The following is a 20,446-nucleotide window of genomic DNA, read 5'->3' on the forward strand; positions in this document are numbered from 1 at the left end:
TTCGTGGCCAAATCAAAGATCGCCAAAATTCCGTACGACGAACGCACGGACGATCAAAAGCTCGAATCAAACTGGGGCAAGGCTCGCAAGCAATTCGAACGCGAAGACTGGTCCGCTTGTGTAGTAAGGGCAGCGACCACCGCCGAGATCGCGGCAAATATTTACATTCGGCAATTTCTTCTCACTGACTACGCGTTGCCACCAAAATTTGTGGACGCGCTCCTCATGGGAGCTAACGGACTAGACGGAAAGTTCAAGCGTCTAATCAAGCCAGCAGCTGAGCATCGCGGTACTTGGAGCACGCTCAAGTCGCTACAGAAGAAAATTGAGTCACTTAATGAGCATCGTAACGGCGTTGCCCATGCTGGAAAGTTCAAGAGCAAAAGCGACGCGAGGTCTGTTTTTGAACATAGCTTGGCGGTCATACAAGCTCTTGCACCAAACGAAGCAGCTACCTTGGCTCTGCCGTAATAGAGCTAACCATTCGTTCAAGGCGGACGGCTACGCCGCCGCTTAACTCAAGCGTTATCTTCCTCGGGTGGTTTGAGCCATGGCGTGGGTATTTCAGGGGAATCCGAATCGTTTCGATATTGATGATTACCTTTCGCGCTACACGCAGCTGATCTACTGGCGCACAAACCGCTACGTCAAAGACATAGCGGTCGGCGATCCAGTTTTCATCTGGCGTGCCGGGGCCGATGCTGGCGCTGTCGCGGCTGGTCACGTCGTTGCGGCCCCTACACCGGCTCGATCGGTAGAGCACCCAGAAGCACTGGGCGATGACTTGTGGGTTGCCGACGAAGCCAACCCCGACGAACTCAAGACTGGCATCCGGCTGCATGAAATACGCCTTGACCGCGAAGCTGGAATGGTTCCGAGGAGCGCAGCAAAGGAGAACCTGGTTCTTGGCGCATCAACGATCATTACCGTTCCAAATGGCACGGTGTTTCGTCTGTCGCCCATCGAATTCGGCGTTCTGGAGGAGCTTTGGGGCTCGCCGATGTCGCTTGCCACAAGCAGTGGCGCCGCAGAAGGTCAACGACTCCTACGTGCACACTACGCACGCGAACGCTCTCCACGGCTACGGCACGACAAGTTGTGTGCGTTCCGTAAGGAGCACGGCTCGCTGTTCTGCGAGCTTTGCGGCCATGAAGCATCAGCGCATGCTCCTGAACCATTCACTGATCGGGCTTTCGAGGTTCATCACAAGAATCCCTTGGCTAGCGCTGCGGGGCCAGTGCGAACCACACTCAACGATCTTGCCGTGTTGTGTGCCAACTGCCACAGGGCAGTTCATGCAAACGCAAACGTCGCAGAAAATTTCAAAACGCTTGCCACGCTGTATGCTGTCGGAAGATAACATTTCGCTCCAGCCGACCGTCATCCCGCTACGCGGGCTGTCGGCGGCTGAGCTCAAGCGTTAGACATTAATGACCTCAGTTCTCTTTGATTCGAACGTCTATGATCTTCTCGCACAGGACAGCGCGAGTTGCGCTCATGTGCGAAGACTGGTCGCGAGCGGGAATCTTAGAGTTATCGTTACCCGCACGGTCGCCGAAGAGCTGGCCAAATCGCCTTTCGGTGGCGTTCCTGACTTCTTTGCGTACGAGTACGTGGGAAACTCCGTTGGTCGAGTGGGTGTCATGCGCGCCGGAGACTCTATTGGCAGCGGTAGTGTTTATGACGCCCACTTGGGAAACTCGGAAAAAGCTAACGACGCATTCGTAACTGATGCGGCTTCATGGCATGCTGAATGGCTCGTATCCCAAGACAAGAGGCTTCGCAAACGCGCGTCAGAGATCGGTATGCGCGCGAAGCCCATGGAGTACAGCGAGTTCGTCGCAGCATTGAATCTTCAGGCCGGCGGTAGTGACGTCTAACAACTCGTTTAAGGCGGACGCCTCCGGCGCCGCTTGACTCCAGCGTTAGACCGCTTTGAATCGGGTTGGTTGTGGGGAAACGCAATGAACTCAAGTCGTACTGCTCAGTACGCTCCGCTACTGCTACGGCTGGTCCTCGGCTCACTTTTTATCGCGCACCTGTACTGGAAGTTCGCAATTCTTCCTGGCGGCTTGTTTCGGTGGTGGGCCGGCTTCGCCTCAGGTGGATATCCATGGTTCGTTCCTTGGTATGTTTTTTCTGCCGAGCTCGCCGGTGCCTTGCTGCTCATTCCCGGCATCTATGCTCGTTGGGTTAGTCTGTATGCTCTGCCAATGATGCTCGGCGCAGCGCAGTTCTGGGCTGTGCGCAAGGGTTTCTACTTCACGGGTGCAGGGGCGGAGCTGCCGCTTGTGTGGTCGTTATTACTAGTTCTTCAAGCCATGCTCGGCGACGGTCCGTACCGGTTGCGATCCTCCAGTTGGACATCCGCGGCCTAACTACTCATCCCACCGGACGGGATAGTTCCTCCGCTCAATTCCAGCGTTAGGCCGCACAAGAAGGTTTGTCGATATGAACGAGACACGGCTGTTCACGCTAGGCGGAGCGGTGAGGAACGATTCAAAGGTCAATCGATGGTTTGGCGAGCCACCGAGTGAGCTGCGCACCCTGGCGCACAAGTGGTTTGAGCAGATGCGTTCATGTGGGCCGGACGTTCTGGAACTGCTTCATGATGGCCATCCCACGGCGTGCATCGGGGACCTTGCGTTCGGTGACGTCAATGCGTTTCGCTCTCACGTTAACGTCGGCTTTTTTTTCGGCAGCGTCTTGAAGGATCCTGCTGGTTTGTTGGAGGGCACAGGACGTTTCATGAGACACGTCAAGGTGAGCCCTGGCCTGCCTCAATCGGAGAAGGCGCTTCAGGAACTCATCCTGACTGCGTATGTAGACGCAAAGGCCAGGCAGGCTGCACGCGACAACGCGGGCGCTGCTTAGCAATTCATTCAAGCGAACGCGCGTACCGCGCGCCGCTTGACTCAGGCGTCGGGCGCCACGCGACAATCAGCCAAAAACGAGGTCAGGTTCCCTTACTACGCGTCGGAAGGCCTGCGCCGGAAATGAACCCGGCCATGTTCGCGAAAAACTTGCCCGCGCAACCTGCCCATCTCATCAAACGCAAGCGGCCGGCATCTCGCGATGCCGGCCGTTTGCATTTGAGCAACAAGCGATCAGGCAGCCGCCTTGATCAACCCCTCTACCTGCATCGCCTTCTGCACCGCCGGTCGCTCGGCCACGCGTTTCTGGAAGGCCAGCAACGCGGGGAAACCGGACAGGTCCAGGTCGACGTGTCTGGCCCAGTTGGTGACCGTGAACAGGTAGGCGTCGGCCGCGGTGAAATGGTCGCCCAGCAGCCACGGTTGCCTTGCCAGCACGTCCTCGATCAACTGGTAGCGCCGAAGCAGGTATTCCTTGCGCTCGGTGCGGGTCTGTTCCGGCGTATCCGGCTTGAACAGCGGGCTGTAGGTCTTGTGGATCTCGGAGTTGATGTAGCCCAGCATCTCCTGCAGGCGGTAGCGCGCCAGCGTGCCGTTGGCGGGCGCCAGGCCGCTCTCGGGCCTGAGGTCGGCCAGGTACTGCACGATCGCCGGGCCCTCGGTCAGCAGTTCGCCATTGTCCAGCGCCAGCGCCGGCACATAGCCTTTCGGGTTGATCTGCCAGAAATCCGCGCCGCCCTCGGTGCGCTTGGCCTTGCCGTCGACCTTTTCCAGTGGCAGCGCGATGCCGGCTTCCAGCGCCACGATGTGCGGCGACAGCGAGCAGGCGCCGGACGAGTAATAGAGCTTCATGCGTTTTCTCCGTGATGGGGACATGGGAAAGAGCCACCGCCGCGGTCATGCGAGGCGAAGCCTGCGCGCATCGCGGCGATGAAGGGATGTTAGCCATCATGGTTACTGATGGATACCACCTAACCATCAGTTAGCGGAAAATGTAGTATCCGCCCGGTTACCGAACTCCCGATGGAATTCCGATGGGCCTGCCCGTACGCAAGAGCAAAGTCGCCGCACCGCCAACCTGCCCGCTCACCGAAAGCCTGGCGCTGCTGCGGGGCGCATGGGCGCCCAACGTGATCTGGTACCTGAGCGCCGAGCCGCGCCGTTTCGGCGAACTGCGCCACGACATCCCGCGCATCTCCGCGCGGGTGTTGAGCGCGCGGCTGCGCGAGCTGGAATCGCGCGGGCTGGTGACGCGGCGCGTGCTGGATACCTCGCCGCCGTCGGCCGAATACGCGCTTACGCCGCTCGGCCGCGAGCTGCTGCCGGCGATCCAGGCGCTGGCCAGCGTGGGCCGGAAGCTGGTCGCGGAATGGGAAGGTGGCGCGTCGAAACGCAGGTGACGCAGGCGTCGCCCAAGGCTGCGCCCGGCGCGACCGGACAGCTCACTCGACCTCGTCCGAGCCTTCGTTGACGCCTTCAAACAGGAAGGTCGACAGATAGCGTTCGCCGGTGTCGGGCAGCATCGCCAGCAACACCGAACCGGCGGGCGCATCCTTCGCCACTTCCAGCGCCGCGGCCAGGGTGGCGCCGGCCGAAATGCCGACGAAGATGCCCTCCTTCTGCGCCAGCGCGCGCGAGGTATCCCGGGCCAGCACATCATCGACCAGCACGATCCGCTTGACGACGTCGCGATTGAGCACGCCCGGCACGAAATCCGGCGTCCAGCCCTGGATCTTGTGCGACTGCCATTCGTTGCCCGACAGCAGCGCCGCCACCGCGGGTTCGCTGGCGATCACCTGCACTTCCGGGCGCGCCACTTTCAATACCTCGCCTACCCCGGTCAGGGTTCCGCCGGTTCCCCAGCCCGTCACGAAGTAGTCCAGCCGCCTGCCGGCGAAATCGCGCAGGATCTCCGGCGCGGTGGTGTTGCGATGGTAGGCGGGATTCGCCTCGTTCTCGAACTGATTGGCGAGGAACCAGCCGTGCTTCTTCGCCAGCTCCGCCGCCTTCACCACCATCGCGGTGCCGCGACCGGCCGCCGGAGTCAACACGACCTTGCCGCCGTAGGCGCGGATCAGCTTGCGTCGCTCGATGGAGAAGGAATCAGCCATCACCGCCACGAACGGATAGCCGCGCGCGGCGCACACCGCCGCCAGCGCCACGCCGGTGTTGCCCGAGGTGGCTTCGACGACGGTCTGACCGGGCTTCAGCACGCCGCGCTGCTCCGCGTCGAGAATGATCGCAATCGCGAGCCGGTCCTTGACCGAACCGGCCGGGTTGAAGGCTTCCACCTTCACGTAAACGGTCGCGTGTTTCGGCGCCAGCCGGTGCAGTTTCACGATCGGCGTGTTGCCGATGGTGTCGAGAATGCTGTCGTAAATCATGGGTGTCTCCTTGCGGGAACGGAAAGTGGGAGATCAACGGGCACGCAAGCCCGGCGATCATGCGCCGAAACGCCAGAAATTCAACAGGCCAGCCGGTGGATCGCCTCCAGCAATCCGTCGCCTGCGGCCAGCCCGGATGTTTTTGGCACGGCCGGCGTGCCGACGCGCAGCTCATGCAGGGAGGCGCCCAGCGGCGGCGCACCGAACCAGGCCAGTGATGGCGCCAACGCGGCCACCTCGCCGAGGATAAGCAAGGCCGGCGAACGCACCGCATGCGCCGCGGCGCGTTCGGTGAGGTTGCCCAGCACCCCGACTACCACGCGCTGGTCCGCCCGCGAGCCGTTCTCGATCAGGGCGAACGGCGTGGTGCGTGCGCGGCCATGCCCGAGCAGGCGCGCCTGCAACGTGCCCAGGGCGTCCACGCCCATGTAAACCGCCAGCGTCTGCCGTTCCTGCGCCAGCGCGGCCCAGTCCAGCGTGTCACGCGAAGCCTGGCAGTGTGCGGTGACGAAGCGCACCGATTGCGCATGATCGCGATGCGTCAGTGGCACGCCCGCGTAAGCCGCGCAGGCCACGGCCGCGGTGATGCCGGGAACCACTTCATAGGGAATGTCGTTTGCGCGCAGGAATTTCAGTTCCTCGCCACCACGGCCAAACACGAACGGATCGCCGCCTTTCAGCCGCACCACGCGCCTGCCTGCCCGCGCATGCTCCAGCAAGAGCGCGTGGATGCCGTCCTGGGTGGTGTGATGCCGGCCGGCCTGCTTGCCGACCTCGACCCGCTCGGCATCCCGCCGCGCCAGGGCAAGTACGCCGGCACCGACCAGCCGGTCATGCAGGATCACGTCGGCCTCATTCAATGCGCGCAACGCACGCAGCGTCAGCAACCCCGGGTCGCCCGGGCCCGCGCCGACCAGCACCACCGAGCCGGCCTTCGTCATCGGCGTCGTCGACAAGGCGTGTTCCGCGACAGCCTGCGCCTGGTCCGGCCGACCTTGCCGCAGCAAGGCAGCGACCGGGCCGGCGAGCAGGCTTTCGTAGAAGCCACGCCGCGCCGCCAGGTCGGGCAGGCGGATCCGGATGCGTTCGCGCAACCGCGCCATCAGCGCGGCCAGCCCACCCAATGAATGATCGAGCAGGGTTTCCAGCCGCTCGCGCAGCAGCCGTGCCAGCATCGGCGCCTCGCCGCCGCTGGAAATCGCGATGGTCAACGGCGCGCGGTCGATCACCGCCGGCACGTGGAAGCTCGACAGTGCCGCATCGTCGACCACGTTGACAAAGATCCGCCGCAACTCCGCCAGCGTCGCGACCAGCACGTTCATTTCACGATCGGACGTCGCCGCCACCACCAGCCAGACCCGCTCCAGCCAACTTTCCTGGAACGGATCGGGACGGTGGGCGATGCGCCCCTGCCGCGCCCAGCGTTGCAACTGCGGCGTCAACATGCCCGCGTTCACCGTCACCTGCGCCTGCGCCTCCAGCAAGGCGGCGACCTTGCGTTCGGCCACGGCACCTCCGCCAACCACCAGCACGGCGCGCTGCGACAGCGAGGCAAAGATCGGATAAAGCTTCATGCGGCGAACCTGGGCTTGAACGGAACGAATGCCGGCACACGCTACGAAGGCCAAGGCTTCGCCGCAAATGATTTCACGCGGGACGCATATGCCCGTACGGCATTAGCCCGGAAACGTTTGACATATTCATCAAATGGACGTATAGACGTCCGTATATGAACGTCTTCATATATCACGATCCGGCCACCGGGGTCGATCCGTCGACGCCTCGCCACGCCAGGCGAGAGCGCGTCATGCGATGTATGCGTGATTCTTCCGCACATCCATGCCCCGACCACGAACACCCACGGATCGCCCACCATGACGCTCGCCCAACTGCGCTACCTGATTGCCATCGCCGACTCCGGCCTCAACATCACCCTGGCCGCCGAACGCGTGCACGCCACCCAACCGGGCCTGAGCAAGCAGCTCCGACAGCTTGAGGACGAACTGGGCTTCCAACTGTTCGTGCGCAAGGGCAAGAGCCTGGATGCGGTGACGCATGCCGGCGAACAGGTGATCGAACGGGCGCGCATCATCCTGGCCGAAGCGGCCAACATCCGTTCCATCGCCGCGAACCTGCGCAACGAGGCCCGCGGCGAGCTGCGCATCGCCACCACACATACCCAGGCGCGATTCGCCCTGCCCGCCGCGATTGCCGCGCTCAATGCGCGTTACCCGCAAGTCAGTGTGCACCTCGAGCCGACCCGCGATGCCGACGTGCTGGCCCGACTGGAAGCGGGCCAGGTCGACCTCGCCATCATCAGCAGCGCGGGTGCGGCGCCCAGCTCGGGTATCTCGCTGCCCGCCTATCACTGGCAACGGGTGATCGTCACGCCGAGCGGACATGCCCTGGCCGCACGCGCCAGGCCACCGAGCCTGACCGACCTGGCGGCGTTGCCGCTGGTCAGCTACGACTCGTCGTTGCGGCCCGACTCGTCCCTGCGTCGCGCGTTCGCCGCGGTCGGCCTGGAACCGCAGATCGCGATGACCGCCGGCGACGCCGACCTGATCAAGACCTACGTGCGCGCCGGTATGGGCGTCGGCATCCTGGCCGAAATGGCGGTGCACGACGGTGACGCCGACCTCGATGCGCTGCCCGCCGACCACCTGTTTGCACCATGCACCACCTGGGTGGTCCTGCGCCGGGACAGCGTGCTGCGCGAATACACGCTGGCGTTCATCGAACTTTTCGCACCGCATCTCCGCCGGCGTGAGGTAGCGAGAGTGATGGCCGGCGACCCGGCTGGTGCGACGTGGACCCACGTGCCGCAATGGCGCCATCAGCGCGAGTCGTCGAGAGCGCTGGTCGCCTGACCAAGGTGCAGCGTGACAGGCGACATGTCCGGCAGTCACGAACGCTCGTGGTCACTTTCTGACCCCGGGCAGCCAAACAAACGTTTGGATGAGCAAATTTTCACGTGCATCGGGCCGCATTCGGCCACGTGAGTGCATGGGAATGAACCCCGCTTTTGATGCACTTCAGCGGCGCCGTGGCAGGCATCGCACGCACTCAACCCAACCATCTTGAATATTCGTGTGCTTCACCGTTCCGCCGGCAAGATATTTGCTTGGACGCTTTCAGAGGAGCACGAGACCAGCAGCACCGCTGGCGCCAAACCCCGGAAGGCCGCAAGGCGAGAGCAAAGCAAGAGATGCGCAAGACGACATACCAACGTATTCAAGGCAAGCGATACACCTATCAGATCAGGTACGACCACGCCGGCTACGAGGTGAGCAGGAACGGGCAGATCAAGAAAATCGGCCTCGTGCAGAAAACACTGGACGAGCCCTACCTGAGCCGCGACGAAGCCAACGACAAGGGGCTGTTCACCGCCGAGGTCGACATCGAGGGCCTGATCGGCATGGACGAATAGGAAGCCTCGCCTGAATTGAGGGTCCCGACGGGGCCAGGCACGTCCGACTCGATTCGGGTGCATGTGCGGCAACTGCCATCCACGCTGATCACGGAGATCGGCGACCAGACCACAAGCAACGCTTCGTCAACCCGCCCCGGTTGCCCTTTGCTCCCGCGCATCACGCGCGGCTCGTGCGCGATTGCATGGGAATGCCGTAGCACCTAGGCTGGGCCTTCCACCCCGGGGAAGGTCGACCATGCGCACATTCGGTGTATTCACGCTGCCCGCCATCGCCGCCACGGCATTTCTTGCCGGTTGCACGTCCGCACCACCACCTCCCGCGCAGACCGCACCGCCGGTCGCCGCGACAACCGCGAAGCCCGCGGCTGCCGTCGCCAGCACCGCGCTGGCTTCGGCGGTGGACAGCTTTCTCGATGGCTACTTCGAGCACAACCCGGTATTTGCCGCCAACGCGGGCAAGCACGAGTTCGACGGCAAGTTGCCCGACTACAGCCCGGCGGGTCTCCAGGCGACTGCCGACTGGCTGCATGCGCAACGCAAGACTTTCGCGGGCTTCGGCAACGACCAGCTTGACGCGCGGGATCGATTCCACCGCGACTACGTGCTGGCGGTGATCGACGGCCAGCTGTTCTGGCTGGAGGATTCCGGTGCGCCGTACAAGAACCCGGCCTTCTACACCGGCGACCTGTCGCCCAGCATGTACCTGACCCGTCCCTACGCGCCGCTGGCGCAGCGCATGGCGGCCTTCGTCAGTTACGAGGACGCGCTGCCCAAGGCGCTGGCGCAGATCAAGGCCAACCTCAAGCTGCCGCTGCCGGCGTCATACATCGACGTGGGCGTCAATTCGTTCGCCGGCTACGCCAGCTTCTTCAAGACCGACGTGCCCGCCATCTTCGCCGAAGTGAAGGACGACGCCCTGCAGGCCCGCTTCAAGGCCAGCAACGCCGCCGCGATCAAGGCCGCGCAGGATCTGGCTGACTGGCTCAAGGCGCAGAAGCCGCACGCCACCCAGGATTACGCCCTGGGTGCCGAGAAATTCTCGAAGATGCTGCACGCCACCGAGCTGGTCGACTTGCCGCTGGATCAGCTCAAGGCGATCGGCGAATCCGACCTGCAGCGCAACCTCGCTGCGCTGAAGAGCGCCTGCGATCAATTCGCCCCCGGCAAGTCGCTCGCCGCATGTGTCGCGAAAGAGAGTGCCGACAAGCCGGCCGGCGGTGCCGTGGAAGGCGCGCGTGCGCAGCTGGCGAGCCTGCGCCAGTTCATCGTCGACAAGGATCTGGTCAGCATCCCCGGCACCGAACAAGCCACGGCCGAGGAGGCCCCGCCGTTCAACCGTTGGAACTTCGCCTATATCGAGATCCCCGGCCCGTACGAGAAGAACCTGCCGTCGGTCTACTACATCGCGCCGCCCGATCCGACCTGGAGCAAGGCCGACCAGGCCGCCTACGTGCCGGGCAAGGCCGCGCTGCTGTTCGTCTCCGCCCATGAAGTGTGGCCGGGCCACTTCCTGCAGTTCCTGCACGCCAACCGGGCGCACTGGAAGTTCGGCCAGCTGTTCGTCGGCTACGCGTTCGCCGAAGGCTGGGCGCACTACGCCGAGGAAATGATGTTCGACGCCGGCCTCGACGGCGCGACGCCGGAAGTCCATATCGGCCAGCTCACCAACGCCCTGCTGCGCGACGTGCGCTACCTCTCCGCGATCGGCCTGCACACTGGCGGCATGAGCATCGCCCAGTCCGAGCAGATGTTCCGCGACAAGGCCTTCCAGGACCCGGGCAACGCCCGCCAGCAGGCCGCCCGCGGCACCTACGACCCGGCCTACCTCAACTACACCATGGGCAAGCTGATGATCATGCAACTGCGCCAGGACTGGATCGCGGCCCACCCCGGCCCGAACGCACTCAAGGCGTTCCACGACCAGTTCCTCAGCTACGGCGGCCCGCCGATTCCACTGGTGCGCCAGCAGATGCTGGGTGGAAAGGTGGAGGCGAAATTGTGGACGGCCGATGCGGCGGGTGCAGCGGAAGCGACACCGGCTGCGCTGCACAAGTAGGGGCATTGGCAACGCGGCATCCGCAGGCGGTCAGGCTCATCTGCTTTTCGAGTGAATGAGCCCGACCGCTTTCCGCAGCATCTCCCGGCGGGAATGAGTACGATACCGGCCTGACCGCCAACGCATTACGGGAGTTCACCTTGGAAATCCGGCCCTGGTTCGAACTGGATGCATACCAGGATGACCCGCGCTACGCGCAATTGACCGCAACACAACGCGCCCAGGTCGACACGTTTCGCGAAGACGGCTACCTGATCCTTGAGGAAACGGAGATCGCGCATGCGACCCTCGATGCAGTGATCCATGCGCTGGACGGCCAGGACCCATCCTCGGAATACATCCATGGCGGACGCACCCAGGACGCCTGGAACCGGTTCCCCGCCGTCGGCGACATCGCGACCGCCGCGCGCATCCTCGAAACCCTGCATATGCTCTACCAGCGGGATCCGATTCCGTTCCAGACGCTGAACTTCCGGGTCGCCACGCAGCAGCGCGCGCACAGCGACACGATCCACTTCAACACCTTGCCGCATGGCTTCATGTGCGGCGTGTGGGTGGCGCTGGAAGATGCCGACGCAGACAACGGGCCGCTGTTCTACCACCCCGGCAGCCAGCGCCTGCCGGTGTTCCACCTGGACGATCTCGGACTGGAGCCGAACGGCGAACCGGACGACGATGACTCCAGCACCTACGCCCGCTACGAGGACCGGATCGAGCAGATCCTCGGCGAAAGCGCCTACCGTCCCCGCCAGGCGCACCTGAAAAAGGGCCAGGCGCTGATCTGGTCGGCGAACATCTTCCACGGCGGCTCGAAGCTGCTTGACCCGGCACGGACGCGCAAGAGCCAGGTCACCCACTACTACTTCCCCGGTTGCATCTACTACACCCCGCTGCTGTCCAGCCCGATGCAGCAGCGCTGGACACTGCGCCAGGTCGCCGACATCCGCACCCGGCAGCGGGTACCGGAATACGCCGGCGCGGGCACCGCGCCTTCGTCGCTGTCGACGGTACGGGCATGGGTGAGAAAGCTGGTTCGCTGAGGTCGCGAGCGTGGCCTGCCCGTAATCGCATGACGGGAAAATCGCACCGGCAGCTGTCTTGAAGCCAGACGGGCCAACGTCGAATGGCGCCTGCTCGGCGCCACCCGGTTCCATGGCGACATCGCGTTCCCTCTACGGCCCCGCCGCGGTCAACCCATATCGCGCGGCGCGCGCCTCGATTTCCGGATCGAGCGCCCGCGCGGCGGCCAGATCGGCCTTGCCCGCGTCGGTCTGGCCACTGCGGATCTTCGCCAGGCCGAGGCCATAGCGCGACCACGCGACATGCGGCTTTTGCGCGAGGGCCTGCTCGTAGGCCTTGATGGATTCGGCAAAGTGTCCCAGTCGCAACTGCACGAGGCCGAGACTGTCGAGATAGTCCGGATTTTCTCCATCGCGTTTGATCGCCTTGCGGCAATCACGCAAGGCCTCCTTGAGCATCTGATTGCCCAGGCCACGCGCCCAGCAGCGTGTGTTCAGTGCCGCGCCAAGCATGGCGTCCTGGCCATGCACGCGAATCCAGTCGTCGAGCAAGGGCAGCGCCCTGGCGGGTTGATCGAGTCGAATGTAAAGGCCGGCTATCGCGCGCGCCTGCGTCGATCCCGCAGACACCAGGGCATTCGCGGCGGTCACGTCGGCTGCCGCACCCGTGCGGTCCTTGTGCGCGAGCCGAAGTTCGGCGCGCATCAGCAGGGCATCGGTGTTCTTCGCATCCAGGCTGATCGACTTGTCCAGGTCGGCGAGCGCCGCATCGGGTTGTTTGTCCGCCATGAGGGCGCGCGCATGGGAAAAATAATAAGCCGCCTGATCGGGCGCCAGGCGGATCGCCTGGTCCAGATCGGCTACGGCGGCCTTCGACTCGCCGCGCGACAGGTGCGCCTCGCCACGCAGCGCGTAATCCGGTGCGCTCACGGGCTTCGCGCCGCTACCGTCCGCCGCGCTGCCGGCATCGGGTTTGTCGCTGTCGCCCGGCGCATCGGCAAAGGTGAACACGCGCCCGCCGTTGTAGGTGAAATAGACCTTCCGCTGGCTGTTGGCGATGAACATGTGGTGGGCGAGCAGAAAATCCACGCCGAGCAGCATGTCGGTCCTGCCGTCGCCCATGCCTCCGTCAATGACCTGCATCTGGCTGTGCTGGATGGTTTCCGTACCGACGGAGAACGAATCGATGCGTACCGTCCATGTCCTGACCGCCTTGGCGCCCACACCAATGCTGCGCATGCCGGCCTTGACACCCGGCGCGTCAAGGTTGATGCCGATCCGCTCGGCGGCGCCACGGCTGAGCACGGTGGCGAACGCCCCCGAATCGAGCAGTGCCCGCACCTGCTTGCCGTTTATCGTCACATCGAGAAAGGTGCGCCGGTCGCCTGGGTTGTCGACCGAGACGATATCGGCGACGTTGTAATTGCCACCCTTGGTCCAGTACGCGAGCGCCAGTTTGCTGCAGTGGTCGGCTTTGAACAGAGTCAGCTTGCCATGCGCCAGATCGATCTCCAGATCGGCCAGATCAAGCAGGTTGGCACCGAGCAAGCCATAGCCCGTATCCGTGCCGCCGACGATGAAAGCAACATTGTGGAACGTCGTACCGAGGATGCCGAAGTCCCTGACCTGAGTGAACTCCACACCTGCCGCGCCTCCAACACCGCTGATGCGAAAACCAAATGGCGCAGGTCGCAACTTGAGCCCCAGCGCCAACGCGTTGGCACGGGACATGGCGTTGAAAAAACCCCCGGTATCGATGTCGAAGCGCGTATCGCTCCCGTTGATCTTTACGATGGTCGTGGCTCGCCCACCGAGCATCTCCACCGGCAGCGTGCCGTATTTCATCAATTGGCAGCTGTCAGCCCAGGCCTGGCTCGCGAGCGAGGCGCTGATGAGCAGGCAGGCCAGGCGGAACATCTTCATCACGATTGCCCCCTTTGCATGCCAAGGTCGCGGAATGGTGGCCAAGCCGTCGAGCGCCAGTTTGTGCGGGCACGCAGGGCATCATGGCGAAAACTTCCAAGGCGCTCAAGGAGTGGTTGGCGATGAGGTTTCAAGGAACGACATCAGGAGCAATTTGAATAACGTGATGGTCGTCCGGGCGATCGCACTGCGGCGAACCGGAACGTCCAAGCCTCGACCCGCGAGATGCGGTGAGCGGGTCAGCGCTGTCTTGGCGCGTGGGCTGCCACGAAACTGCGCAATACGTCGTTGATCCGCGTCTGGTAACCCTTGCCACCACCCTTGAAGTAATCGATCACGTCCTGATCGATCCGCAGGGTGACCTGCGCCTTCGGCTCGATTCGCTCGGGACGATGCTTCGCCCAAAACTTGGCCGACATCGCGGCAATATCGCTGTAGTCGATGCTGCCATCCGGCTGGTCCGCCACCGCCTGCAGGCGTTTGCGCTGAGCGGCGGTCAACGGCTTGGGATGGTTGGGATCAAGCTTCATTTTCACGGTAGTACGCTCGCTCGCTGGCATTGGCCTTGCGGGCCGAGATGATGCGGATGATGTCTGCATCCGCACCGCGCAAAGTGTAGGCCACGACCAGCAACACCGGCCCCGCCCAGCCCAACGTCAACCATCGGACCTCGCCGTAGTTCTCGCGGTCATCGACCATGTCGACACGTCCGCCATCCAGAAACACATGAGCCGCATCTTCGAAGGTGACGCCATGTTTGCGCAGGTTTGAAGCCGCCTTGGCATCGTCCCACTCGAAGTCCATATCCATGGATTCCGGATTTCGTAGTTATCAAATGTAGTTACATGAAGCGCGACTGTCAAGGGAATAACCAAGCGGATCAGCGTCGCTTCCGACGAATTTCCGCTACTCATGATGGGTGGGAATGGTCGGCTCATCCTGAGCCTCACCCCCATCGTGCCGCGCGCTGCGGGGCCGGCCTGCGGCTGTTCAAATTTGCTTCGGCGAATTCGTCGACTGCGGAGGCAAAACCTGCCCCGGACTTGATCCGAGGATGCCGGAGCGAACGTCGGCACAGCCGACGGTCCGAAGGGCGACGCACAGGATGTGCCGAGTAACCGGTGGGTTCTCGTCCCCGTCGTCACCATCAGAAAAGTAAACGCCCCACACGGGGGCGTTTACTTTTCTGGCGGAGAGAGTGGGATTCGAACCCACGGTAGGCTCACACCTACGGCAGTTTTCAAGACTGCTGCCTTAAACCACTCGGCCATCTCTCCAAACTCGTTGTCCTGTCGAAGGCGCGCATCGCGCGCCACTACGGCAGTTTTGTTCCGGGCATCCTGCCCTTCATCCCTTCGGGGCCAGCGGCTGCGCCGCTGTCCGCTTCGGCTTCCAGCCTCCGCGTCAAGACTGCTGCCTTAAACCACTCGGCCATCTCTCCAAACTCGTTGTCCTGTCGAAGGCGCGCATCGCGCGCCACTACGGCAGTTTTGTTCCGGGCATCCTGCCCTTCACCCCTTCGGGGCCAGCGGCTGCGCCGCTGTCCGCTTCGGCTTCCAGCCTCTGCGTCAAGACTGCTGCCTTAAACCACTCGGCCATCTCTCCAAACTCGTTGTCCTGTCGAAGGCGCGCATCGCGCGCCACTACGGCAGTTTTGTTCCGGGCATCCTGCCCTTCACCCCTTCGGGGCCAGCGGCTGCGCCGCTGTCCGCTTCGGCTTCCAGCCTCTGCGTCAAGACTGCTGCCTTAAACCACTCGGCCATCTCTCCAAACTCGTTGTCCTGTCGAAGGCGCGCATCGCGCGCCACTACGGCAGTTTTGTTCCGGGCATCCTGCCCTTCACCCCTTCGGGGCCAGCGGCTGCGCCGCTGTCCGCTTCGGCTTCCAGCCTCCGCGTCAAGACTGCTGCCTTAAACCACTCGGCCATCTCTCCAAACTCGTTGTCCTGTCGAAGGCGCGCGTTGCGCGCCACTACAGCAGTTTTGTTCCGGGCCTCCTGCCCTTCACCCCTTCGGGGCCAGCGGCTGCGCCGCTGTCCTCTTCGGCCTCCTGCCTCCGCGTCAAGACCGGTGCCTTAAACCACTCGGCCATCTCTCCGAACTTGTTCGCGATCCTTCCGCGAGGGCCGCAATCCTATCAGGAACCGTGCTGCGGATGATTGCCTCCACCCTTCTTCGACAGCGCCCAGAGGCAACCGAACAGGATCGCAAGCGGGATCAGGGCGCCGAGCAGCGGCAGCAGCAGGACCGGTTCGCGGATCACCATTGGCACCAGCTGGGTGGCGCTGGCGTAGGCGATCACGGCGATGCGCCAGCTGCGGCGAGGGGCGGCGAACCAGAAGCTGACGATGAGCAGGATCACGGCGATCGTCGAGATGATGAAGTCGACAGGATGCAGCGGCCACCAGAGGGCGAACACCAGCCGGCTGCCGATGAAGGCCAGCAGGCAGGCGATCAGGGTAATGCTGGTGACCAGCTCGACCTTGCTCCACGGGCTGGCTGGTGACATTTGCGCGTTCATGCGATGCGATCCACATCATTCATGTAGGGACGGAGCACGGCGGGCACGGTGATCGAGCCGTCGGCGTTCTGGTTGTTTTCCATCACGGCGATCAGGGTGCGGCCGATGGCGAGGCCGGAGCCGTTCAAGGTGTGCACGAGTTCGGGCTTGCCGGTGTCGGCGTTGCGCACGCGGGCCTGCAGGCGGCGGGCCTGGAAATCCTCGCAGTTGGAGCAGCTGGAGATTTCGCGGTAGGTCTGCTGGCTGGGTAGCCACACTTCGAGGTCGTAGGTCTTCACCGCGGTGAAGCCCATGTCGCCGCTGCACAACAGCATCTTGCGGTACGGCAGGCCGAGTTTCTGCAGCACCTGTTCGGCGTGACCGACCATTTCCTCCAGCTGCGCATGCGACTGGTCGGCACGGGCGATGTGCACCATCTCGACTTTTTCGAACTGGTGCTGGCGGATCATGCCGCGGGTGTCGCGGCCGTAGCTGCCGGCTTCGGCGCGAAAACACAAGGTATGCGCAGTCATGCGTAGCGGCAGTGCGTCAGCGTCCTGGATAGTGTTGCGCACCAGGTTGGTCAGCGAGACTTCGGCGGTGGGAATCAGGTAGCGCTTCGTTTCGCCGACTTCGGTGGCGAACAGGTCTTCCTCGAATTTCGGCAGCTGGCCGGTGCCCTGCATGCTGTCGGCGTTGACGATCACCGGCACGTTGCATTCGAGGTAGCCGTGCTCTCCGGTGTGCAGGTCGAGCATGAACTGGCCGAGCGCGCGATGCAGGTGAGCGAGCTGGCCGCGCAGCACGGTGAAGCGCGCGCCGGAGAGCTTGGCGCCGGCGTCGCCGTCGAGCCAGCCGTGGCGCTCGCCCAGTTCGACGTGATCCTTAACCGCGAAGTCGAAGCTGCGCGGATTGCCCCAGCGGCTGACTTCGACGTTGTCGTTTTCGTCCTTGCCGAGGGGTACGGAGGCGTGCGGGATGTTCGGGATGCCCAGCGCGATATCGGCAAGCTTCACCTGCGCGTCGGCCAATGCATGTTCGTTCGCCTTGAGCTTGTCGCCGAGGCCAGCGACCTCGGCCATCAGGGCCGCCACGTCCTCGCCTTTCGCCTTGGCCTGGCCGATCGATTTGGAACGCGTGTTGCGCAGGTTCTGCAGCTCCTGCGTTTCCATCGCCAGCTGCTTGCGGGCGGCCTCCAGCGCTTCCACGGCGGACACGTCGAGCACGTAGCCACGGGTTTCCTTGAGGCGTGCAGCGGTGTCGGCGAGGCGCGAACGCAGCAGTGCGGGATCCAGCATGATCGGTTCCAGATAAAGGCTTGAACCGGGAATTATCGCTGCCAGGCGGCAATCGTCGCAATGAATACCGGGCGGCGTGGCTGCGCCGCCCGGCTTGCAGCCAGTTCAGCCGGCCAGCTTGCGTTCGCTGCGGCCCAGCCACCACGCCATCGCGGCGCCGGCGATCAGCCAGCCGATCAGTTGCTCGACCAGCGCGGCGAGAGTGAAGTCGAGCGGGAAGCGATACCAGTTCCAGTACGGCAGCATGGTGCTGAGCCAGGCGAATATCGCGGCCGCCGCCGCGATGGCGAGACGACGGCGGAAGCCGACCACGGCCAACCCCATCACGAACGCCAGCGCCAGCGCGCTCAGCGTGTCGGACGCCCACTGCCGCCCGATCTGCGGGCCCATCTGCATCATGTCGGTACCTTGCGGCTGATAGACCACCCAGGCATACGGCGAGCGGACAGCCTTGATCGAATAGGTCCTGACTTCGGCCGCGTCGCCCATCTTCCCAGGATCCAGCGAAGGCAGTATGTACACACCTGCCTGTCCGCCCAGCCCTTCCTGCAGGCCGCTAAGCGCCGCGTTTTCATTGGCCGGCTGCTTGATGCCTACATTGCCCAGGCCCAGCGCCATATGCGCCATCACGCCCCACATGAACATCAGAATGCCGCCGATCAGACCTGCCACGAGTACGCGCATGGTTCACCCTCCCTCGAAACCGTTGGTGCATCAAATCTATGCTGGCGCGCTGAACGCTCGCAAGGTGGATCGCAACAGACCTGTGGCGAGTCTTACGCGACCGTGCGGCTTATGCCCACCGGCAATGCCGCGACACGTTGCATTTCCGCGTCGTCCCACAACGTGGGATCGCGCAGGCAGGCCATGGCGAAGTCATGCGCGTCTTCACCCCAGAACAGACGTCCGCCGATGGAGAGCGTCGGCACGCCAAAGATCTGCTCGCTCATTGCCTGATCGAAATTCTCGCGAAGCTTGGCCTTTACTTCAGGGCGGGCGATGGCCGCATGGATATCTTCGATGCCAAGCTTGGCCGCGACGGGAGCCAGCGCTTCGGCGGAATCGGCCGCCTGGCCTTGCCCCCATATCCAGTCGAAAATCGCATCGGTTGCCGCAATGCTGCTGCCTTCGGCAATGCACAGGCGCAACGCGGCGAGCGGATTGAACGGGTGTGCCGGCGGATATTTCAGCGGCTGGTTGGCCTGCCGTGCGCGCCACAGCGTGTAGCGATAGGTGAATTCGCGCTTTGCAGGGATCTCGGCTGGGCCTTTCTGCCCGCATCGATCGAGCACACCGGCAAAAAGGATGGGCCGCAGCGTTACTGGTTGCGTTGCCGCCAGCGCCTTGACCTTGGGCCAGTGCAACCATGCAAACGGCGAGATGAAATCAAAGTACCAGGTGACGGGCATGACATGGCCTCGTTGCAGTGGTTTGGTGCTCGCGGACCGACGATTACTTCTTGCGCGCGTCACGCCTCGCTTCGCGCAGGGCCAGCAGCTTCTCGCGCAATTGCAATTCCAGCCCACGTTCGACCGGTTCGTAGAACACGCTGCCGACCAGTTCGTCGGGCAGGCATTGCTGGTCGAGTGCGATGCCGCCTTCGGCGTCGTGGTCGTACTGGTAGCCCTTGCCGTAGCCGAGGCCTTTCATCAATTTGGTCGGTGCGTTGCGCAGGTGCATCGGCACTTCGAGCGTGCCGCCTTCGCGGATCGCGGCGCGGGCCTTGTTATAGGCCATGTAGGCGGCGTTGCTCTTGGGCGAGATCGCCAGCCAGATCGCCAGTTGGGCCAGGCCCAACTCGCCTTCGGGACTGCCCAGGCGTTCGTAGGTATCCCATGCATCCAGCGCCATGCGCCAGGCGCGGGGCTCGGCCAGGCCGACGTCTTCCACCGCCATGCGCGTCATCCGGCGTGCGAGATACAACGGGTCGACACCGCCATCGAGCATGCGGCACAGCCAGTACACCGCCGCATCGGGATCGGACGAGCGCACGGATTTGTGCAACGCGGAGATCTGGTCGTAGAACTGCTCGCCCTGCTTGTCGAAGCGGCGCGTGCGGTCGGCCAGCACCTGCGTGAGCGTAACCTCGTCGATCTTCTTGTCTTCGGCCAGTTCGGCGGCGATTTCCAGCAGGGTCAACGCGCGACGCACGTCGCCGTCGGCGGCCTGGGCAATCGAGTCCAGCGATTCGTCGGAAACCTGCAACCGCAGCTCGCCGAGGCCGCGTTCGTCGTCGCTCAGGGCGCGCTTCAGCGCAGCGATGATGTCATCGCCTGAAACCGGCTCCAGCACGTGCACGCGGCAGCGCGACAGCAGCGCGGAGTTCAGTTCGAACGAGGGGTTCTCGGTGGTGGCACCGATGAAGATGATCACGCCTTTTTCGATATGCGGCAGGAAGGCATCCTGCTGGGTCTTGTTGAAGCGATGCACCTCGTCCACGAACAGCACGGTGCGCCTGCCCTGGGCGAAGTTCACCTCGGCCTCGGCCAGCGCCTTGCGCACGTCCGGCAGACCGGACAGCACGGCGGAGATCGCACGAAAATCCGCATCGGCATAGCGCGCCACCAGCAGCGCCAGCGTGGTCTTGCCGCAGCCGGGCGGGCCCCACAGCACCATCGAGTGGATCTTGCCGGCTTCCAGCGCACGGCGCAGCGCCTTGTCGGCACCGACCAGGCGTTGCTGGCCGACGATCTCGTCCAGGTCTCGCGGGCGCATCCGCTCGGCCAGCGGCTTGAGGGCGTCTGGCTCGGCGAACAGGCCGGGGGCGGACGACGGGACGGAACGGGACATGCGGGCATGATACGGCATGCACCGGCACCGTCGTCACGCCGAAATTTCGCGGTTTCCCGCTATCATGGACTTGCCTGGGATGTGGATTTGCTCTACAGGGCACGCCGGGGGGCGACCAGCAAGTGATCGTGCGCAAGACCAGTCATGGCATGAAGCAAGCTGGGGGCGCAC

At 63.7% G+C, this 20,446-nt stretch carries 21 protein-coding genes and 1 tRNA gene; 10 read left to right on the plus strand and 12 right to left on the minus strand.

What is annotated here, in order from left to right; all coding sequences use genetic code 11:
* Positions 1 to 3 precede the first annotated feature (3 nt).
* The 5 genes from B0E47_RS16795 to B0E47_RS08355 all read left to right on the plus strand — a co-directional run bounded on the left by B0E47_RS16795 (position 4) and on the right by B0E47_RS08355 (position 2,874).
* The gene (locus B0E47_RS16795) at positions 4 to 471 is read left to right on the plus strand and encodes a hypothetical protein (protein WP_139351394.1); all 468 of its coding nucleotides are present in this window, start codon (positions 4 to 6) and stop codon (positions 469 to 471) included.
* 79 nt (positions 472 to 550) lie between these two features.
* Positions 551 to 1,360, plus strand: a complete 810-nt coding sequence (locus B0E47_RS08340) for an EVE domain-containing protein (protein ID WP_077513597.1) — start codon at positions 551 to 553, stop codon at positions 1,358 to 1,360.
* Positions 1,361 to 1,430: 70 nt separating this feature from the next.
* The gene (locus B0E47_RS08345; protein ID WP_077513599.1) at positions 1,431 to 1,880 is read left to right on the plus strand and encodes a hypothetical protein; all 450 of its coding nucleotides are present in this window, start codon (positions 1,431 to 1,433) and stop codon (positions 1,878 to 1,880) included.
* Positions 1,881 to 1,964: 84 nt separating this feature from the next.
* Entirely contained in the window at positions 1,965 to 2,378 is a 414-nt protein-coding gene (locus tag B0E47_RS08350) for a DoxX family membrane protein (RefSeq protein ID WP_168171033.1), read from the plus strand.
* Between the two features lie 73 nt (positions 2,379 to 2,451).
* Positions 2,452 to 2,874, plus strand: a complete 423-nt coding sequence (locus tag B0E47_RS08355; protein ID WP_077513601.1) for a DUF1801 domain-containing protein — start codon at positions 2,452 to 2,454, stop codon at positions 2,872 to 2,874.
* A 233-nt stretch (positions 2,875 to 3,107) separates the two neighbouring features.
* Here the strand turns inward: B0E47_RS08355 and gstA are convergent, their stop codons facing one another.
* Positions 3,108 to 3,725, minus strand: a complete 618-nt coding sequence (gstA, locus tag B0E47_RS08360) for a glutathione transferase GstA (protein WP_077513603.1) — start codon at positions 3,723 to 3,725, stop codon at positions 3,108 to 3,110.
* 182 nt (positions 3,726 to 3,907) lie between these two features.
* Here gstA and B0E47_RS08365 point away from each other — a divergent pair, with 182 nt between their 5' ends.
* Entirely contained in the window at positions 3,908 to 4,273 is a 366-nt protein-coding gene (locus tag B0E47_RS08365; protein ID WP_077513605.1) for a helix-turn-helix domain-containing protein, read from the plus strand.
* Positions 4,274 to 4,315: 42 nt separating this feature from the next.
* On the opposite strand, the gene cysK is transcribed toward B0E47_RS08365, so the two are convergent.
* Positions 4,316 to 5,257 (minus strand): cysteine synthase A, encoded by a 942-nt coding sequence (gene cysK, locus B0E47_RS08370; protein ID WP_077513607.1) that lies wholly within the window; start codon positions 5,255 to 5,257, stop codon positions 4,316 to 4,318.
* Positions 5,258 to 5,337: 80 nt separating this feature from the next.
* Complete coding sequence (cysG, locus tag B0E47_RS08375) at positions 5,338 to 6,831, minus strand: siroheme synthase CysG (RefSeq protein ID WP_077513609.1); 1,494 nt, start codon at positions 6,829 to 6,831, stop codon at positions 5,338 to 5,340.
* A 300-nt stretch (positions 6,832 to 7,131) separates the two neighbouring features.
* Between cysG and B0E47_RS08380 the strand changes: the two genes are divergently transcribed.
* The 4 genes from B0E47_RS08380 to B0E47_RS08395 all read left to right on the plus strand — a co-directional run bounded on the left by B0E47_RS08380 (position 7,132) and on the right by B0E47_RS08395 (position 11,786).
* Positions 7,132 to 8,127 (plus strand): LysR substrate-binding domain-containing protein, encoded by a 996-nt coding sequence (locus tag B0E47_RS08380; RefSeq protein WP_077513611.1) that lies wholly within the window; start codon positions 7,132 to 7,134, stop codon positions 8,125 to 8,127.
* Positions 8,128 to 8,465: 338 nt separating this feature from the next.
* The gene (locus B0E47_RS08385) at positions 8,466 to 8,687 is read left to right on the plus strand and encodes a hypothetical protein (protein WP_077513612.1); all 222 of its coding nucleotides are present in this window, start codon (positions 8,466 to 8,468) and stop codon (positions 8,685 to 8,687) included.
* A gap of 238 nt (positions 8,688 to 8,925) precedes the next feature.
* A complete protein-coding gene (locus tag B0E47_RS08390; RefSeq protein WP_077513614.1) occupies positions 8,926 to 10,746 on the plus strand; it encodes a DUF885 domain-containing protein in 1,821 nt (606 codons plus the stop codon).
* A gap of 140 nt (positions 10,747 to 10,886) precedes the next feature.
* On the plus strand, positions 10,887 to 11,786 hold the full coding sequence (locus B0E47_RS08395) for a phytanoyl-CoA dioxygenase family protein (protein ID WP_077513615.1): 900 nt from the start codon (positions 10,887 to 10,889) through the stop codon (positions 11,784 to 11,786).
* Between the two features lie 132 nt (positions 11,787 to 11,918).
* Here the strand turns inward: B0E47_RS08395 and B0E47_RS08400 are convergent, their stop codons facing one another.
* The 9 genes from B0E47_RS08400 to B0E47_RS08440 all read right to left on the minus strand — a co-directional run bounded on the left by B0E47_RS08400 (position 11,919) and on the right by B0E47_RS08440 (position 20,275).
* Positions 11,919 to 13,682, minus strand: coding sequence for an aspartyl protease family protein (locus B0E47_RS08400; protein ID WP_254422866.1), 1,764 nt, complete (start codon positions 13,680 to 13,682; stop codon positions 11,919 to 11,921).
* Positions 13,683 to 13,927: 245 nt separating this feature from the next.
* Positions 13,928 to 14,218 (minus strand): BrnA antitoxin family protein, encoded by a 291-nt coding sequence (locus tag B0E47_RS08405; RefSeq protein ID WP_077513617.1) that lies wholly within the window; start codon positions 14,216 to 14,218, stop codon positions 13,928 to 13,930.
* A complete protein-coding gene (locus B0E47_RS08410; protein ID WP_077513618.1) occupies positions 14,208 to 14,498 on the minus strand; it encodes a BrnT family toxin in 291 nt (96 codons plus the stop codon). The genes B0E47_RS08405 and B0E47_RS08410 overlap by 11 nt, the downstream gene beginning before the upstream one ends.
* 377 nt (positions 14,499 to 14,875) lie before the next feature.
* A tRNA-Ser gene (locus tag B0E47_RS08415) sits at positions 14,876 to 14,965 on the minus strand.
* A gap of 859 nt (positions 14,966 to 15,824) precedes the next feature.
* Positions 15,825 to 16,208, minus strand: a complete 384-nt coding sequence (locus B0E47_RS08420; RefSeq protein WP_077513620.1) for an LrgA — start codon at positions 16,206 to 16,208, stop codon at positions 15,825 to 15,827.
* Positions 16,205 to 17,485, minus strand: coding sequence for a serine--tRNA ligase (serS, locus tag B0E47_RS08425; protein ID WP_077513622.1), 1,281 nt, complete (start codon positions 17,483 to 17,485; stop codon positions 16,205 to 16,207). The genes B0E47_RS08420 and serS overlap by 4 nt, the downstream gene beginning before the upstream one ends.
* 105 nt (positions 17,486 to 17,590) lie before the next feature.
* Positions 17,591 to 18,169: a hypothetical protein gene (locus tag B0E47_RS08430; protein ID WP_077513624.1), complete on the minus strand. Its 579-nt coding sequence runs from the start codon at positions 18,167 to 18,169 to the stop codon at positions 17,591 to 17,593.
* Between the two features lie 92 nt (positions 18,170 to 18,261).
* The gene (locus tag B0E47_RS08435) at positions 18,262 to 18,894 is read right to left on the minus strand and encodes a DsbA family protein (RefSeq protein WP_077513626.1); all 633 of its coding nucleotides are present in this window, start codon (positions 18,892 to 18,894) and stop codon (positions 18,262 to 18,264) included.
* A 43-nt stretch (positions 18,895 to 18,937) separates the two neighbouring features.
* Complete coding sequence (locus tag B0E47_RS08440) at positions 18,938 to 20,275, minus strand: replication-associated recombination protein A (protein WP_139351395.1); 1,338 nt, start codon at positions 20,273 to 20,275, stop codon at positions 18,938 to 18,940.
* Between the last annotated feature and the right edge of the window lie 171 nt (positions 20,276 to 20,446).

Origin of the sequence: Rhodanobacter sp. B05 (assembly GCF_002001085.1) — a bacterium.
In the GTDB taxonomy this organism is placed as follows: domain Bacteria; phylum Pseudomonadota; class Gammaproteobacteria; order Xanthomonadales; family Rhodanobacteraceae; genus Rhodanobacter.